12 protein-coding genes are annotated in these 15,762 nt (G+C 58.3%); 4 read left to right on the plus strand and 8 right to left on the minus strand.

All coding sequences use genetic code 11. From position 1 onward, the window contains the following. Window positions 1–21: 21 nt before the first annotated feature. The gene (locus tag ASE07_RS09030; RefSeq protein WP_057290467.1) at window positions 22–864 is read right to left on the minus strand and encodes a response regulator; all 843 of its coding nucleotides are present in this window, start codon (window positions 862–864) and stop codon (window positions 22–24) included. Between the two features lie 297 nt (window positions 865–1,161). Here ASE07_RS09030 and ASE07_RS09035 point away from each other — a divergent pair, with 297 nt between their 5' ends. Genes ASE07_RS09035 through parC form a run of 3 tightly spaced genes read left to right on the plus strand, consistent with a single transcriptional unit; the run spans window position 1,162 to window position 6,273 of the window. Further along, window positions 1,162–3,150 (plus strand): DNA topoisomerase IV subunit B, encoded by a 1,989-nt coding sequence (locus tag ASE07_RS09035; RefSeq protein ID WP_057290468.1) that lies wholly within the window; start codon window positions 1,162–1,164, stop codon window positions 3,148–3,150. Between the two features lie 24 nt (window positions 3,151–3,174). Continuing rightward, a complete protein-coding gene (locus ASE07_RS09040) occupies window positions 3,175–3,951 on the plus strand; it encodes a lytic transglycosylase domain-containing protein (RefSeq protein WP_057290469.1) in 777 nt (258 codons plus the stop codon). A 12-nt stretch (window positions 3,952–3,963) separates the two neighbouring features. Beyond that, window positions 3,964–6,273, plus strand: a complete 2,310-nt coding sequence (gene parC, locus ASE07_RS09045; protein WP_057290470.1) for a DNA topoisomerase IV subunit A — start codon at window positions 3,964–3,966, stop codon at window positions 6,271–6,273. Between the two features lie 70 nt (window positions 6,274–6,343). Here the strand turns inward: parC and ASE07_RS09050 are convergent, their stop codons facing one another. From ASE07_RS09050 to ASE07_RS09080, 7 genes are all read right to left on the minus strand, one after another. Continuing rightward, window positions 6,344–8,299 (minus strand): DUF4214 domain-containing protein, encoded by a 1,956-nt coding sequence (locus tag ASE07_RS09050; protein WP_057290471.1) that lies wholly within the window; start codon window positions 8,297–8,299, stop codon window positions 6,344–6,346. Window positions 8,300–8,570: 271 nt separating this feature from the next. Then, window positions 8,571–9,764, minus strand: coding sequence for an aminotransferase-like domain-containing protein (locus ASE07_RS09055; RefSeq protein ID WP_057290472.1), 1,194 nt, complete (start codon window positions 9,762–9,764; stop codon window positions 8,571–8,573). A gap of 264 nt (window positions 9,765–10,028) precedes the next feature. Then, window positions 10,029–10,862 carry a PhzF family phenazine biosynthesis protein gene (locus ASE07_RS09060; RefSeq protein WP_057290473.1) on the minus strand — a complete coding sequence of 278 codons (834 nt, stop codon included), beginning with the start codon at window positions 10,860–10,862 and terminating at the stop codon, window positions 10,029–10,031. Between the two features lie 54 nt (window positions 10,863–10,916). After that, on the minus strand, window positions 10,917–11,375 hold the full coding sequence (locus tag ASE07_RS09065) for a RidA family protein (RefSeq protein ID WP_057290474.1): 459 nt from the start codon (window positions 11,373–11,375) through the stop codon (window positions 10,917–10,919). Window positions 11,376–11,471: 96 nt separating this feature from the next. After that, entirely contained in the window at window positions 11,472–12,353 is an 882-nt protein-coding gene (locus tag ASE07_RS09070) for a DMT family transporter (protein WP_057290475.1), read from the minus strand. Window positions 12,354–12,437: 84 nt separating this feature from the next. After that, window positions 12,438–13,028 carry a LysE family translocator gene (locus ASE07_RS09075; RefSeq protein WP_057290476.1) on the minus strand — a complete coding sequence of 197 codons (591 nt, stop codon included), beginning with the start codon at window positions 13,026–13,028 and terminating at the stop codon, window positions 12,438–12,440. 17 nt (window positions 13,029–13,045) lie between these two features. Continuing rightward, window positions 13,046–14,020, minus strand: a complete 975-nt coding sequence (locus tag ASE07_RS09080; protein ID WP_442946059.1) for a threonine dehydratase — start codon at window positions 14,018–14,020, stop codon at window positions 13,046–13,048. A gap of 113 nt (window positions 14,021–14,133) precedes the next feature. On the opposite strand from ASE07_RS09080, the gene ASE07_RS09085 reads away from it, so the two are divergent. Beyond that, window positions 14,134–15,597: an aminotransferase-like domain-containing protein gene (locus tag ASE07_RS09085; protein WP_057290478.1), complete on the plus strand. Its 1,464-nt coding sequence runs from the start codon at window positions 14,134–14,136 to the stop codon at window positions 15,595–15,597. Window positions 15,598–15,762: the final 165 nt, after the last annotated feature.

The raw sequence follows: 15,762 nt of genomic DNA on the forward strand, positions 1-15,762 counted from the left end.
GCACCTGCCTGATGCGCCCGATTATCTGGCCGATGGCAAATACTTCTTCAGTACCGTAATCAGGTGATTGCTGGCCAGCGGCTTGTTGAGAAAACCTTCCACGCCAACATAATGGGCCTGCTCCCTGTCGTACTCAAAGGGCTTGCTGATCAGCAGGATGACCGTGGTTTTCACCGGCGAGTCTTTTTCCTTGATACCCCAGCAAAGACGGTAGGGATCGACACCCGGCGTCGAGGTATTGATCAGCACCACGGCAATCGGCTGTTGTTTGCAAATATCGACTGCCGCCATTTCATCACCTGCCCATAGCACTGGCACCGGCACCTGCCCTGGCTGCCGTGCCAGTAAATCGGACAGGTAATCGCGGGACGCGGTGTTCTTGTCGACGATGAGGACTACGCCATCTTCGGGGATTTTTGTCCGCATCTTTTCGTACTCAGCCGGATCGGTCAGGTCAATATCCAGTCTCTGCCGACGGCGGCGCTCCGGAACGACGACCACATCCGACGCTTCCAGTCGGGCAAGTGCATCCGCCTTTTTCTCCACCAGATCGTCCAGCGCGACAAAAAATGCATCCCATTCGAGGGGACGGGCAATCTGTGGATACGGCAAGTCAATCTGCGGTGTGCCAACCATTAGTGCCGGCCGGACATCGCTGGCCCGCAGATCGGACAGGATAATCATTGCCTTCAGCTGTTCTGCATTGACCACATACAGATCAGGATCCTGAAGATTGTCCTCCGCCAGCCTGAAATACCCGTATCCTTTGCCATGGCCTTCTGCAAAGGCGACGTCGAACCCGGCTTCTTCCTCATCGGAGAAGCCGATTGGGCGCACGGCAAAGGGAAAGATGGTATTCGGCATAGGGTTTCATTTTATAAACATTTTGTGGTGCCGGACTACTGAAACTTCCTGCAACCATGAAAAATCGATCACAAACGGCGTCCGAAACTACACTGACCCACTTCATGGTTTTTTATCCTCAAACGACACAAAAGCGTTGCATACCGCCATTGCGCCCCCAGATACAGTTGGTTCTGCCGGGGCCTCCGGCAAGCGCGTTTCTTCTCAACGCCCGGCACGTTTTTCATTAGAATGCTGGGACTTATGTTTAAATACATTCCCTCTGGAAATAACCGCATCTTTGGCGTTCTCACTTGAATGGCAACTAAAAAATCCTCCGCCTCCGAATATAGCGAATCGTCGATCCGGGTCCTGAAGGGCCTTGAGCCGGTGAAGCAGCGGCCGGGTATGTACACCCGTACCGAAAACCCTCTGCACATCATTCAGGAAGTCATCGACAACGCGTCCGACGAAGCCCTCGGCGGACACGGCAAGAACATCATGGTCACCCTGAATGCCGATGGCAGCGTCAGCGTGGAAGACGATGGCCGCGGCATCCCGGTCGGCTTGCACCCCGAAGAAAAGGTCCCGACGGTCGAGATCGTGTTTACCCGGCTGCACGCGGGTGGCAAGTTCGACAAGGGATCGGGCGGCGCCTATTCCTTCTCCGGCGGCTTACATGGCGTCGGTGTTTCGGTCACCAATGCCCTTTCCACTCGGCTGGAAATCACTGTCTGGCGCGAAGGCGGCATGCACCAGCTCACATTTGCCGACGGCGATGTGATTCAAAAGCTGAAATCCCGCCCGCTCGCCAAGGACGAGAAAAAATCCGGTACCCGCGTCACGGTCTGGCCGAATCCGAAGTACTTTGATTCCCCCGTGATTCCCGGCGCGGAATTGCAGCGCCTGTTGCGTTCGAAAGCAGTCCTGCTCCCCGGCGTGAAAGTCACGCTGACGAACGCCAAAAACGGCGACACCCAGACCTGGCAATACGACCAGGGCCTGCGCGGCTACCTGGTCGAATCGCTGGCCCAGGCTTCGCATGCCGAACCGCTGATCCCATTGTTCGAAGGCCAGCAGTACGCCGGCAACGACGTGGAAGGTTTTGCGGAAGGTGAAGGTGCCGCCTGGGTAGTTGCATGGACCGAAGACGGCAACGTGGTGCGCGAATCCTATGTCAATCTGATCCCGACTCCAGCAGGCGGCACGCATGAAGCAGGCTTGCGGGAAGGCTTGTTCGGCGCGGTCAAGAGCTTCGTCGAAATGCACTCGCTGCTGCCCAAGGGCGTCAAGCTGCTGCCGGAAGATGTGTTTGCCCGTGTTTCTTTCGTGCTCTCAGCCAAGGTGCTGGACCCGCAGTTCCAGGGACAGATCAAGGAAAGGTTGAATTCGCGCGATGCTGTCCGCCTGGTGTCGACTTATACCAGGCCGGCGCTCGAATTGTGGCTCAACCATCATGTCGACTACGGCAAGAAACTGGCCGACCTGGTGATCAAGCAGGCGCAATCCCGCCTGCGCTCCGCCCAGAAAGTCGAGAAAAAGAAATCGTCGGGTGTGGCGGTCCTGCCCGGCAAGCTCACCGACTGTGAATCCGATGACATCTCGCGCAACGAGATTTTCCTGGTCGAGGGCGACTCGGCGGGCGGTTCCGCCAAAATGGGCCGCGACAAGGAATTCCAGGCCATCCTGCCGCTACGCGGCAAGGTGCTCAACTCCTGGGAAACCGAGCGTGACCGCCTGTTCGCCAACAATGAAATCCACGACATCGCAGTGGCGATCGGCGTCGATCCGCACGGCCCGAACGATACGCCCGACCTGAGCGGCCTGCGCTACGGCAAGATCTGCATCCTCTCCGATGCGGACGTCGACGGTTCGCACATCCAGGTGCTGTTGCTGACCCTGTTCTTCAAACATTTTCCGCAATTGATCGCGCGCGGTCATATCTGCGTTGCCCGTCCGCCGCTGTACCGTGTCGACGCGCCGGCACGCGGCAAGAAGCAGGCGCAGAAGCTGTACGCGCTTGACGATGGCGAACTCGAAGCGATTGAAGACAAGCTGCGCAAGGATGGACTGAAGGATGGCAGCTGGGGAATTTCGCGCTTCAAAGGCCTGGGTGAAATGAATGCCGAGCAGTTATGGGAAACCACGATGAATCCGGATACCCGCCGCCTGCTGCCCGTGTCGCTTGGCGACTTTGACCTTGCCGCATCCGAATTGCGCTTCAACATGCTGATGGGCAAAGGCGAAGCCGCTGCCCGACGCGCATGGCTGGAAGAGCACGGCAACGAAGCGGAAGCCGATATCTAAGCCGAAACCAAGCCAAAACACGCGATGCGACTTCTCGCTGCCCTTTGCCTGACCTTGCTGATGTTGGCCGCGCTGCCCGCGCGAGCCGACATCTATGGCTACGTCGATGCGGAGGGCATCGCGCATTTCTCCACCGAAAAAATCGACGCGCGTTATCAGCTTTATTTGCGGGGGACGACATCGTTTGATACCTCGCAACCTGGTGCGTCGGTCGCATCGGCTGAGCGGATCGAAACGCCATTGTCGGCGTATCTCTCCGGCCATCCCGGCCTGAAGAAAGTGGAAACCCTGGTGCATGACGCGGCGCAGGAATTCTCTCTCGATCCGGCATTGCTGAAAGCGGTGATGGCGGCCGAGTCAGGCTTCAACACGTATGCGGTATCGCCCAAGGGCGCCATCGGACTCATGCAGATCATGCCGGCAACTGCGGAACGCTACGGTATGCAAGGCGACCGCAAACGCAGCATCGCGCAAAAACTGACGGACCCGAAAACCAATATCCGGCTGGCGGCGCGCTACCTGCGCGACCTGCACAAGCTGTTTCCATCCCGGCCGGAACTGGTGATCGCGTCGTATAACGCTGGTGAGGGCGCGGTGCAGAAGTACAACAATGCGATCCCGCCCTATCCGGAAACGCGCAACTATGTGCAGATCGTCAAGCAGTTTTACCTGATGTACAAGCCGGCCGCACAGACGCTGGCCATTGCTTCTGCTTCGTTAGCCGGCGAAATGTCCGGCGCGAAGCGCATACATATGACCATACCCGGACGCCGCAACATGCCGGCATCCGCACTCGAATAAATTCTGAACATAATGACTGAACAAGCCACTCTGTTTGATGAGATGCCGTCTGGCGACGGCGAAGCGCTGACGCTCGCGACTTTTGCCGAACGCGCCTATCTGGACTACGCAATCTCGGTCGTCAAGGGACGCGCCCTGCCCGACGTCAGCGACGGCCAGAAACCGGTGCAGCGTCGCATTCTGTATGCGATGCATGAACTCGGTTTGAACGCCACCGCAAAGCCGCGTAAATCCGCAGCCGTGGTCGGCGACGTGCTGGGCAAGCTGCATCCGCACGGCGACCAGTCCGTGTATGACGCGCTAGTGCGCATGGCCCAGGGCTTTTCCTTGCGCTACCCACTGATTGATGGACAGGGCAACTTCGGATCGCGAGACGGTGACGGTGCCGCGGCGATGCGATATACCGAAGCGCGCCTGACGCCGATCTCCCGCCTGCTGCTCGATGAAATCGACATGGGCACGGTCGACTTTGCGCCCAACTACGACGGTACCTCGGAAGAGCCGAAGCTGTTGCCGGCACGCCTGCCTTTCGTCCTGCTCAACGGCGCATCCGGTATCGCGGTCGGCCTGGCAACGGAAATCCCGTCGCACAACCTGACCGAGGTTGCCAAGGCCGCGGTCGCGATGATTCGCAACCCGAAACTGACACATGCCGAACTGATGGAATTCATCCCCGGCCCGGATTTCCCGGGTGGCGGACAAATCATCACGCCGACCTCCGCAATCTCGGAAATGTACGAGAGCGGTCGTGGCACGCTCAAGGTGCGCGCGCGCTGGAAAATCGAAGACCTGGCACGCGGACAATGGCAGGCGGTCATTACCGAGCTGCCGCCGGGCACCTCGTCCCAGAAAGTGCTGGAAGAAATCGAGGAACTGACCAACCCGAAGGTGAAGACCGGCAAAAAATCGCTGCTGCCCGAGCAACTGGCGACCAAGCAGATGATCCTGTCGGTGCTCGACACGGTGCGCGACGAATCCGGCAAGGATGCGCCGGTACGCCTGGTCCTTGAACCCAAGTCGAAGAACCAGGACCAGACCGAGTTCATGAACATCCTGCTGGCCCAGACTTCGCTGGAAACCGGCAGCTCGATCAACCTCGTGATGATCGGCGGTGATGGCCGTCCGCGCCAAAAGGGTCTGACCCATATCCTGCGCGAGTGGATCGATTTCCGTTTTGCGACCATCACCCGCCGCACCCAGTTCAGGCTGAAAAAGGTCGACGACCGCATCCACATCCTGGAAGGCCGGGAAGCCGTCCTGTTGAACATCGACAAGGTGATCCGCATCATCCGCGAGTCCGACGAGCCCAAACCGGCCCTGATGCAAGCCTTCAAGTTGTCGGACCGTCAGGCCGAGGACATCCTTGAAATCCGGCTGCGCCAGTTGGCGCGCCTCGAAGCCATCAAGATCCAGCAGGAACTGGATGAACTTCGCAAGGAAAAGACCACTCTGCACGACCTGCTCGACAATCCGGCGTCAATGAAGAGACTGGTGATCAAGGAAATCGAAACCGATGCCAAGCAATTCGGTGACGCCCGTCGCACGCTGATCAAGGAAGCCGAACGCGCCAGTGTGGAGCAAAGAGTCATCGACGAACCGGTCACCGTGGTGATCTCGCAAAAGGGCTGGGTCCGCGCGCGTACCGGCCATGGTCACGATCCGGCGCAGTTCACGTTCAAGGCGGGTGACAACCTGTACGGCACGTTCGAATGCCGTACTGTCGATACGCTGCTCGCCTTCGGTTCGAATGGACGGATCTATTCGGTGCCCGTGACATCCCTGCCGGGCGCCCGCGGTGACGGCGTGCCGGTCACCACCCTGATCGAACTGGCGAGCGGCACACGGCTGCTGCATTACTTCGTCGGGCCGTCCGATACGCTGCTGTTGCTGGCGTCGACGGCGGGCTACGGCTTTACCGCCAAGGCCGGCGAAATGGTCAGTCGCATCAAGGCCGGCAAGGCCTTCATGACGCTGGACGAAGGCGACGAACCTGTCGCGCCCCGTCCGGTGACCGCCAATGCCAGCGCGATCGCCTGCGTATCCGAAAAGGGAAAACTACTGGTGTTCGGCATGGACGAGATCAAGGCCCTATCCGGTGGCGGACGCGGCGTGATCCTGATGGAGCTCGAAAAGAACGAGAAGCTGGTGGCGGCGCAACCGATCAGCCAGAAAGGCGTCACCGTGAGCGGCATCGGTCGCGGCGGCAAACCGCAGGAGCTTCGTCTGACCGCATCCGACCTGACAGGCCATATCGGCAAGCGGGCACGCAAGGGCAAAGTGCTGGAATCGAAGATCAAGCCGGCTGGCCTGGTGTCGAATTAAATTAACAGAAGGTTGCAGGGTGCGACTTGCGCCCTGCTTGTTCTACGGTTTCTGCTTGCTGTTACTGATATTAAATCATCACACCACTTGCCGCCTGCCCGATCAGCGTGGCCAGGCTGGCACCGTCTGCACCGACACTGTTGGTCAGCGTAACCAAATGCTCGGGGGTCATTGCCTGCTGATGCTCACTCTGATAATTGACTGCATACAGCGACCAGTCGAGACGGTTCTGGAAGAAATCCTTGCCAGGAGTGCCATCCGGCGAGCCCAGCGCGGCATTGGTCATTTCCATCACGAGTTGTCCGCGTGATGCGGAAGCATGTTGCTTCACCCAGAAGTTGAGCCCTTCCGTATCCGGCGCACGGTTAAAAACGTTGTTGTAAATTGTTGTGACGAATTCAGTCGACGTCATCCATGTCGGGTAAATCGCTTTGACAACGTCTAGCGAAAACATGGTGTCCGCCACGGCGACATAACCACGTGCAGCGACATCCTTGGCCCAGTAGTTATAACCCTCGGTCTCAGGCGCACGACGGAACGCCGCAACATAGATCTGCCCGAGCATCGAATCAATGCTGGGACCGGCCGACAGTCCGCTCACGCCAAGGATGCCGTCACTGAACTTGATCTGCTCAACACTACGGCACACCGCCACATTGCCGCTGCTGTCGGTGACCAGCGTTGCATCGTTGCGGAGCTTGAGCACCTGGGTTTTTGTGATACCAGAGGATAGCAGCAGCACGTCGGTGCCAGCGCCACCATAAATCAGGTCAGCACCGGACACGCCGAGGAAGGAGTCGTTGCCGTCCCCGCCCTCGAGAACATCGTCGCCACTCCCACCGCTCAGCGTATCGTCTCCGGCATAACCATAGAGATGATTGTCGACGCCATTGCCGATAATGGTGTCGCTACCTGTCCCACCCTTGGCGTTTTCAATGACCGTACCGAAATTGACTGTCACCTGACCGGACGAGGTAATCAGAGATGCCTTGCTGCCCAGGTACCCCCAATAACCCGGCTCGAGATACAGCGTGACGCCCTGCGTGGTATTGGTGCCATCAAGGCTGTCGATACCGCCGCCGTCCCAGATGAAGTTTGGCGCAGTCGCGCTCAGGGTGTACACATTGTCCCCGGTCTGTGCGGTAGTGCTCGGTCCGTACAGGTATTGCAGCGCGGCGATGTCCAGCGGCGAGTAGCGCAAGTTGTATTCCGCCGGGCGACTGTTATAGCTCATCACCGTCCATTGCGAGGTATCTTCCGCGGTGGGAAGTGCCGGCCCGTCGCTAGCATTGCCAAGCGAATCGACAGACGTGAACGGATGCTTGAGACCGAGTGCATGGCCCAGTTCATGAATCAGCGTCAACGCAGAATAATCACCATTGGTCGGCGTCAGGTTGCGCGCGCTGCTGCCCGTGTAGTTGAGCAGCACATCGCTGCCCTGATAGTCGTCAAACGGGAAATACGCGTAACCTGCCGATCCGGTCTGTACATTATTTGCCAGGACGATGGTATTGGCGGCTGCAGGATTGGTCGTCTCGACAAACTGGATGCCGATGACGCTGGAGATGTATGCGAAGGCTTGTCGTGCAAAAGTTTGTTGTTGTGCTGTGAAAGCCTTGAAGCCGTAGGCGTCTTCCGCCGTAAAGTGAGCAGGCGCAGCGGTGGGGAAGGTGTAGTAGATGGTCTTGCCGCCCTTCAGCAGCGACGGGAAGCTTGGCGCGGTTCCCGGCACCAGTGAGTCGATCCAGTACGGCAGCTTTTGTACTCCGCTGGCCCACGTCCAGGTTTCTACGCCCTCATTCGTCTTGTAGAAGTCAGCGTAAATGATGCCGCTATCGGTTCCGGCAGAATCCCAGATCGAATCGAAGCGATTGCGGATGATATAGAAATCATTGCCGTTACCGCCGTACAGGGCGTTGCTACCCGCGCCACCGTCCAGGGAGTCATTGCCAGCGTTCCCGTATAGAACGTCGTTACCTGCTGTTCCCGTGAGATTGTCGTTGCCGCTGGTGCCGTAAATGTTCATTGACCACTCTTGTGTAGATGCATGCCCGGGAAAAGCACCGGGTCTCAGGCGAGTCTAACAAAAGAGTTTCCTCAAAGCATTGATTTCAGGAAAAGTACAACATAGATTTTTTCTATTTGAAGTAATGGGGAAGCAGATGACCGGTCCGGTCGAGATAATTCAATCGTGCTTCGGACGTGAGCAATGTTATAAAAAATGCCCCTGTCGGGGCATTTTTTCATTCACCGTGGATCACCTTGCGAATCCACATGCGCAGCAGCGATGTACAAGCTTACAGTTTTTTCGCAATCAGCTTGCCAAGACGCTCCACACCTTCACGGATCTTCGCTGGCGGAACCGTCACGAAGCTCAGGCGCAGGGTATTGTTTTCCGGCGTGTTCGCATAGAACGGCGCACCGGGGACAAAGGCGACCAGTTGCTCGATCGCTTCATCCAGCAATTCCATGCTGTTGATATGCTTGGGCAGTGTCACCCAGATAAACATGCCGCCTTCCGGCTTGGTCCAGGTTGCCGAGGACGGGAAGAATTCCGTCAGTGCCTGCAGCATCGCATTGCACTGGTCCGCATACAGCTTGCGGATGGTCGGGATGTGCTCGGTCAGGAAGCCGTCCTTGATCGCTTCATAGACCACCATTTGTGTCAGTGTCGCGGTATGCAGGTCAGCGGCCTGCTTTGCCTGCTCCAGCTTGCGGATCAGCGGAACCGGGGCAACGACATAGCCGAGGCGAATACCGGGCGTCAGGACTTTCGAGAACGATCCCATATAAATGACGCCGTTCGGGTTCATGGTCAGCAGCTTTTGCAGCGGTTCGCCGCGATAGCTGAGTGCGCCGTACGGATCGTCTTCGATCAGCGGCAGGCCCAGGCGTGCGCAAGCTTCGACAAGAGCGATACGGCGCTCGACCGGCATGGTCCGACCGGTCGGATTCTGGAAGTTCGGCAGTGCGTACAGTAGACGGGCTCCCTTGCCGACGGCAGCGAGATTCTCGGGAAGGAGGCCGTACTCATCGGTGGGAACGGAAACGAATTCGGGGCGGTACACGGAAAATGCCTGCAGCGCGCCGAGATAGCTAGGCGTCTCGACAAGGACCCTGCTGCCTTCATCGACCAGGACCTTGGCCAGCAGGTCGAGGCCTTGCTGAGAACCGGAGACCATCAGCACTTGTTCGGGCACGATCTTGGCGCCGTCGGTGGATAAGGAATTGGCAATCCATTCCCGCAACGGGCCATAGCCGTCGGTGGGACCGTACTGCAGTGCGACCTTGCCCTGCTTCGACAACACGGTGTCAAAGGCGGCGCGCATGCGCTCGACCGGGAAGGTTTCGGGAGAAGGCAATCCGCCCGCGAAAGAGATGACTTCCGGACGGGCTGTCACCTTCAGGATTTCACGGATGGCCGAGCTTTGCAGCTGTTGTGCGCGCTCGGAGAATTGCCACTGAATCGGGGTAGGACTTTCCATTTTCATACTTGTCTCACTTGGTTGATGGCAAATGGCGCACCGCTCATTCACCTTGTTAAGCCTTGCTCGTGGCGGGCTTTTGTCAAACCGGCATCGGGTAGACGCCGGCCGGAATGGAGATTGTAGTGCATGCAGCGCGATCCCGGTTTTGATCGTTCGCCGGAACCGCAAAATTTTGCAAGTAGTTGCCGCTGGCTGCCGCTTGTATTACCAACGATTGCCAGTAATACCCCGCGACTGCCTGTATTGCTGAAGCTGCGCATGACTGGTCTAGGCAACGATGTATCCCTCAATACAGTTCACCGCCTGGCCACCAAGCCAGATGGCGTCGCCATCATGCACGACACGGATATGTCCATCACGGCCGACGCACCTGCCTTGCCGTGCCTGGTAGTCCACCGCGCCACGCCGCTGCCGCAGGTAATAGGCCACCGCCCCATTGCCGCTGCCGCAAACCGGGTCTTCCGGCGTTCCTTCATGCGGGGCAAACGAACGGACTTCCGGCGTATCGCCGTCCAGCCCAAACAGATTGAGACCGTTGGCGCCGACGCGCCGTGCGACCGCGGAAATGGCTTCCATGGATGGTTTCAGTTGACGCAATGCCTCGCCGCTCGCGACCTGGGCGGTCAACCAGGCTACGCCAAGATCGACAATCACCGGTGTTTCCAGCAGCGGTGCGCCGATCGCGTCCTCGACGGCGGTGCGTGCCGCCTCGTCAACTTCTTTGAAATGCGCTTTGGGCAAGGCGATCGAGACACCATCCGGAGCAGTCTTCAGATTGACCAACCCAACCCCACATTCCTGCACCAGCATTCCTTCCTGTTTCGGGCTGAAGCCTGATGTCAGCAAGGCGTGCGCGCTGCCGATGGTGGGATGCCCGGCAAAACGCATTTCGCTGGCAGGACAAAAGATACGCAACCGGTAATCGGCCGAGGGATCGGTGGCCGCACAGACAAAGGTCGTTTCGGAAAGGTTGGTCCAGCGCGCAATCGTCTGCATCTGTTCGGTCGTCAAGCCGTCCCCATCCAGAATGACGGCAACCGGATTGCCCTGGTAAGGCAGCGTGGTGAAGACATCGACTTGCCTGAATCGGCGCTGGATCATGTGTGCTCCGTCGGTTTTAACTCTGTCCGGGTGTTAACGCAACATCACGCAACATCACGCGATTTCCGCGATCAGTTCAATTTCAACGCAAGCGCCCATCGGGATTTGCGCGACGCCGAAGGCAGAACGGGCATGCTTGCCTGCCTCGCCGAAGACTTCGCCGAACAGTTCGGATGCGCCGTTGGTCACCAGGTGCTGCTCGGTGAATTCCGATGTGGAGTTCACCAGGCTCATCACTTTGACGATGCGCCTGACGCGATTGAGGTCACCGCCGCAGGCAGCCTGCAGTGTCGCCATCAGATCGATGGCGATCGCGCGTGCGGCCTGCTTGCCCTCTTCGGTCGCCATGTTCTTGCCGAGCTGGCCGACCCAGGGCTTGCCATCCTTCTTGGCAATGTGGCCGGAAAGGAAGACCGTATTGCCAGTCTGTGCGTACATCACATAGGCGGCTGCGGGTGCGGCAACGGCGGGCAGTTCGATATTGAGGGTTTTGAGTTTGTCGTAATAGGACACGGTATTCTCCAGTAACGGGTTGTCGAACGGATTGCCAAATGGATTGCCAAACGAATGAAACGGATGGCATGGACAAGCATTCTAACTGTCAACGACTCAACGCCGGATACTCATCCGCCTGCCGACCGCGACGACGGCAACGACGGCAATCGCAAACAGGAAGTTTCGCGCATCCAGCGCTTCGCCAAGAATCAGGGCGGCACCGATGAGCGTCAGGAAAGGCTGCAGGAGTTGCACCTGTCCTACACGTGCGATACCGCCAAGGGCCAAGCCTTTATACCAAAAGAAGAACCCAATAAACATCGAAAATAAGGACACATAACCAAATCCTATCCATGCGCGCGGAGAGGCGTCCAGACCGTAATTCCAGCAAAGCCAGACGGTGATCGGGAGCAGAATCGGCATTGAAAGCACCAGCGCCCATGATATGACCTGCTGTCCTCCCATCGATTGCGACAGGCGTCCACCTTCTGCATAGCCCATCGCGGCGGCGATGACCGCGGCAAACAGCGCCAGGTCGGCGACATGGAATTCGCCTCCGCCCTGCCACAACGCAAAACCGACGACCACTGCACTGCCGAAAAAAGCGGCAATCCAGAAGCCGGCGGAAGGGCGTTCGCCAAAACGCAATGCGCCAAACAGCGCCGTGGCAAGTGGCAGAATTCCGATGACAACCGCGCCATGCGACGCCGGCACATAACGCATGGCAATCGAGCTAAATACCGGGAAGCCGACCACCACACCGAGTGAAGTGATAGTCAACGCACGCCATTGTCTTGGTGTGGGACGCGGCGCACGCACCCACCAGAGCAATGCGGCGGAGCCCATGGCTGCCACGACGGCACGCCCCAGCGCGACCAGCACCGGATTCAGTTCCGTCACTGCCATCCGGGTAAAAGGCAAGGTCAGGCTGAAGATCGCCACGCCCACCATGCCCATCCACATGCCACGATTTTCCTGGCTCATTGTTGCGCTCATCTGCTTTCCCCTGGTACGTGCTTATTCGTTTAGGTGCGTGCCTGCTTACTCGCTACGTGCTTAATTGTTTACGACGTGACACATTCACAGCCAGATCGCCACGGCGGAATACAAGGTCAATAGCACCATCATCACGCAGAACAAACGCTGCCAGCGTGGTTGCGCAAGATAGCGACGCAATGCCGCTCCTGTACCGGCCCAGATGCCGATGCACGGCAGATTGACGGCACAGAAAACGATGCAGAACAAGGCAATCGCAAACCATACCGGCTGCATCAGCGGCAGGAAAGCCGATGCACCTGTCACCGCCATGACCCATGCCTTCGGGTTGGCAAACTGGAACAGCGCCGCGCCCATGAAGGACATTGGCCGTGCATGCTGATTTTCATCCTGACGGAAGGCCATGCTGCGCAAATTCCACGCAAGATAGACTAGATAGGTCGAACCTAATACCTTGAGCACGATATGAATTGCCGGGACCGTCAATAACAAACTGCCGACACCTGCGGCGCAAAGCGCCAGCATGATGCCGAAGCCGAAGGTAATTCCCAGCATGTGCGGAATCGAACGCTGGAAGCCGAACAGGATGCCGGACGAAGTCAGCATGATGTTATTCGGTCCGGGCGTGATCGACGAGACAAAGGCAAACAGTGCGAGAGGCAGCAATGATTCCATGGCAATTTCCAAAAGTATTATGAAGTACGTGGCTGCCCGTGCAGGACGCGCGTAAACTGTTCGCCATCGACGTTGCCTCCGCACAGCGGGATGCCGATCTTGCGGCCCGCCAGCCGGGACTTCATCTGCATCGCGGCAGCCAGCGGCGCGGCGCCCGCCCCTTCCGCGACATTGTGCGTCGCCATGAAATACAAGCGCATGGCCGCTTCAACTTCATCGTCGGTGACCGCCACCACGTCGTCGGCATAGCGGGTAATCCATGCCAGCGATGCTTCATCCGGGACGCGGCATGCCATGCCGTCCGCAGTAATGGTCGTCACCGGCGATTCCAGCTTGCGCTTTTGTTCGTAAGAGAGCTTGTAGGCCAGCGCATGCGCGGAAACCACACCGACAATCCGGGTCGACAAGCCTAGCGCGTGCCGCGCCGCGATCGCGCCGCAGATGCCGGAGCCCTGCCCGATCGGAACAAACACCGTGTCAAGATCTGGCTGCGCGGAGAAGAGCTCCATCCAGTAACTGGCCACACCGTTGATCAAGTCATGGTGACAGGAAGAGATCATGTGCAGACCTTGTTCCTCGGCCAGCTGGACAGCGTGTTCGCGGCTTTCCTGAAATTCCTTGCCATGTTCAATCAGCTTGGCGCCAAGTGCGCGCATCGCCGCATTCTTTTCCTTGCTGTTGCCGTGAGGGACCACGATGGTGGCTTGCATCCCCTGGCGTCCGCAGGCAAATGCGACGGACTGGCCATGATTGCCGCGCGTAGCTGAAATCACGCCGCGTACATGCGGCGCACGCCTTGCCAGTTCATGCATGTACACCAGTCCGCCACGTACCTTGAAAGCACCGGTCGGCGTATGGTTTTCGTGCTTTATCCAAGCCTCGGTACCCAGCGCCTCATTGAGCAGCGGCCACGAATACTGCGGTGTTGCAGGCATCGCCCGATAAATAATCCGCGCCGCAGCGCCAAGTTGTTCGCGGGTCGGGAGCGGCATGGTCATCGTCGGCTTTCGGTTGCAGTGTAAAGAAGGTTGGACTATGCTAATCGACAAAACCAATACAGTACCAGTACAGTTCTTCAAATAATCTTTATCACTGTCACGGCAAAATGACCAATACAGCCAATTCGCGTAAAGCCGCCGCACTCAGCGTAGTCAGCTCGCAGACCTTGTCTCGGGAAGGAGGCGAATCGCTGGTCGACCAGATCGTGCGTTCCATTGAAGCGCGGATAGACGACAAGTTATTGCGCAGCGGGGCGCGCATGCCGTCGATTCGGCAATTCGCCGAGACGCATGGCGTATCGCGCTTTACCGTGGTGGAGGCATATGACAGGCTCGTGGCCAAAGGGTATATGGAATCCCGGCGCGGCTCGGGTTTCTATGTGCGGGAACGTTCGCCGATGATCGCGGCAGGCAACGCCCGTCCTGCTGAAATGCCGCCACAACAACTGGATGTAGTCTGGCTGGTGCGCAACATGTTCCGTCAGTATCCGGCCCAGCACACTCCCGGTTCAGGTTTGCTGCCCAGCGACTGGCTGGACGGAGAACTGATTGCCAATGGCTTGCGTGCGATCAGCCGGCAAAACCTGAGCCTATTGCTGCAGTATGGCAATCCACAAGGCTTTCTGCCCTTGCGCCAGCAATTGCAGTTGAAGCTGGCGGAGCTGGAAATCGCGGCGACACCCGAACAAATCGTCACCACGTCCGGTATCACGCAAGGCCTGGACCTGGTGGCCCGCCATTTTGCGCAGCCCGGAGATACCATCTTTGTCGATGATCCTGCATGGTTTCTGATGTTCGGCTCGTTCGCCACGCTTGGCGCCAAGGTGGTAGGCATTCCGCGTCTGCCGGACGGACCGGATATCGCCAAGCTGGCCGAGCTGGCGGCGGTGCACAAACCGCGCTTCTATGTGATCAATTCCGTGCTGCACAATCCGACGTCGACCTCACTGTCGGCCGCCAAAGCCTTCCAGATCCTGAAAATCGCCGAACAACACGATTTCACGATTGTCGAGGATGACATTTATTGCGACCTGCATCCCGGTAGCGCGGTACAGCCGGCAACCCGCATTGCCTCGCTGGACCAGCTGAACCGCGTCATTTACCTGGGCGGATTTTCCAAGACGCTGGCCGCCAACCTGCGGGTCGGCTTCATCGCCACCTCGGAAGACATGGCCAAGCGCCTGTCCGATCGCAAAATGCTGTCAACCCTGACGACTTCCGATATTGGCGAACGCATCGTCTACAAGATCCTGTCCGAAGGTCATTACCGCAAGCATGTCGACCGGCTACGGGGCAAACTCGATACAGTGCGCGACAAGACCGTCAAACAGCTGGAACGGGTCGGCCTGACCATCGATATCACCACGCCCGCCGGCATGTTTGTCTGGGCCGACACCGGGCGCGACACCCATGTGCTGACCGAAAAAGCGCTGGAACAAGGGATTCTGCTGGCCCCAGGCAGCCTGTTCTCGCCGAGCCAGCTGCCATCCACACGGATGCGCGTCAATGTCGCCTCGGCAAGCGATGTGTCGGTGCTGCGCTTTCTCGAGCGGGAACTGGGAAAACCCTGAATGCCCTCAATATCGGGTTGCCTACGGACATTCAGGGTCTTGAAATTGGCTAAACTATCCCCAACTGGCAGGAGTTGTCATACCAACACTGCCCGGTGCGTGGATTTGGAATCCTTTCCGGGAATGTGCAGGTTTGGCCCCTGACATTTCTTTCATTGATTTCGA

Source organism: Noviherbaspirillum sp. Root189 (assembly GCF_001428545.1).
GTDB lineage: Bacteria > Pseudomonadota > Gammaproteobacteria > Burkholderiales > Burkholderiaceae_D > Noviherbaspirillum.